Annotated in this window: 2 protein-coding genes; one reads left to right on the top strand and one right to left on the bottom strand. The window is 73.3% G+C overall.

The window, feature by feature from the left end; translation table 11 throughout:
* Positions 1-104: 104 nt before the first annotated feature.
* Entirely contained in the window at positions 105-374 is a 270-nt protein-coding gene (locus ACFV04_RS43770; RefSeq protein ID WP_360257397.1) for a GlsB/YeaQ/YmgE family stress response membrane protein, read from the bottom strand.
* Positions 375-642: 268 nt separating this feature from the next.
* Here ACFV04_RS43770 and ACFV04_RS43765 point away from each other — a divergent pair, with 268 nt between their 5' ends.
* Positions 643-1,008, top strand: a complete 366-nt coding sequence (locus tag ACFV04_RS43765; protein WP_380339564.1) for a hypothetical protein — start codon at positions 643-645, stop codon at positions 1,006-1,008.
* Positions 1,009-1,164 lie beyond the last annotated feature (156 nt).

Raw genomic sequence — 1,164 nt, 5'->3', positions numbered from 1 at the left:
GGGCCGCGCTGTGGGCGTGGCGCGGCGGGTCGGCGCCGTGGGCGCGGCGCGGCGCGGCGGGTCGGCGCCGTGGAGGTGGCGCGGGGGATCCGGCCGTCGCGGTGTCAGCGGTTCGGGTGGGACCTGCTCCAGGCGGGGGCGACGAGGGCCACCAGGCCGACGGCGAAGGCCAGCTGCAGGATGTGGCGGATCCAGTCGATGCCCGAGGTGTGACGGACACCGACCCAGCCGGAGACCGCGTTGCCGAGCCAGGCCCCGGCGGCGCCGAGCAGCATGGTCAGCCACCAGGGGATCGACTGCGGCCCCCGCAGGATCAGCTTGGCGAGGACGCCCAGCACGAAGCCGATGAGCAGAATCCACAGGAGCTGGAACATCGCGGTCCACCTTCCGGGCGCGACCGGAGCCGACCGGCGCGCCGAATCGCCGAAGACGCGGCTCGTCCCATGATCACCCGGATCGGCCTCACGGGCATGTCGGAGGAGAGTGCCGCAGGTCACGGATGCGGGGCCGGGGTGAGTCGGGTACGGAGGGGCGAGAACGCGCCGCCGGTCGGGCCGGAAAGTCGCTGTCCGTCCACCCACTGACACGGATAGGAATGGGCGGTGACGCGGAGGTCCCGCGTCATCGAGAGGAGCCCGCCCCGTGATACGTCTCCGTGCCGCCGCGCTGACCCTCGGCGCTGCCGCCGCCGCGCTCACCCTCACCATGGGAACGGCCCAGGCCGCACCCGGCGACACCAGCACCATGTGCTCCTCCTCGCTCACGCCCGGCGGTTACGTGGACGTGCAGTGGTGGAACAGCGGCGGCTGCGGCTCCGGGTTCAACCCGAACACCAAGAAGATCATGCAGCTCACCGGCTACCCGGTCGGCACCGTGGTCAACGCCTGCGCCTCGACCTGGCCGCCCGCCGGCTGGACCATCGTCAGCAGCTTCTACAGCGCCGGCTGTCAGTACTCCGCGGTGCCGAGCTTCGACAAGAACTCCTGGCAGCTGAAGCGCGTGTCCTGACGGCCGCGCACGACCTGTGGCGGTGCGGGGCCTCGGCGGTCCCGCACCGCTGTCGGCGGTCCAGCACCGCCGTCAGCGGTCCCGCACCGCTTCGACGGCCGCGCGGACCTCCGGGGGCGGGTCGTGCGCGGGGCCGGCCAGCAGTTCGGCGGTGCC

The sequence above is a fragment of the Kitasatospora sp. NPDC059599 genome (genome assembly GCF_042735125.1).
Taxonomy (GTDB): domain Bacteria; phylum Actinomycetota; class Actinomycetes; order Streptomycetales; family Streptomycetaceae; genus Kitasatospora.
The sequence above is the reverse complement of the archived record's forward strand: the minus strand, read 5'-3'. Positions and strand labels throughout refer to the sequence as shown.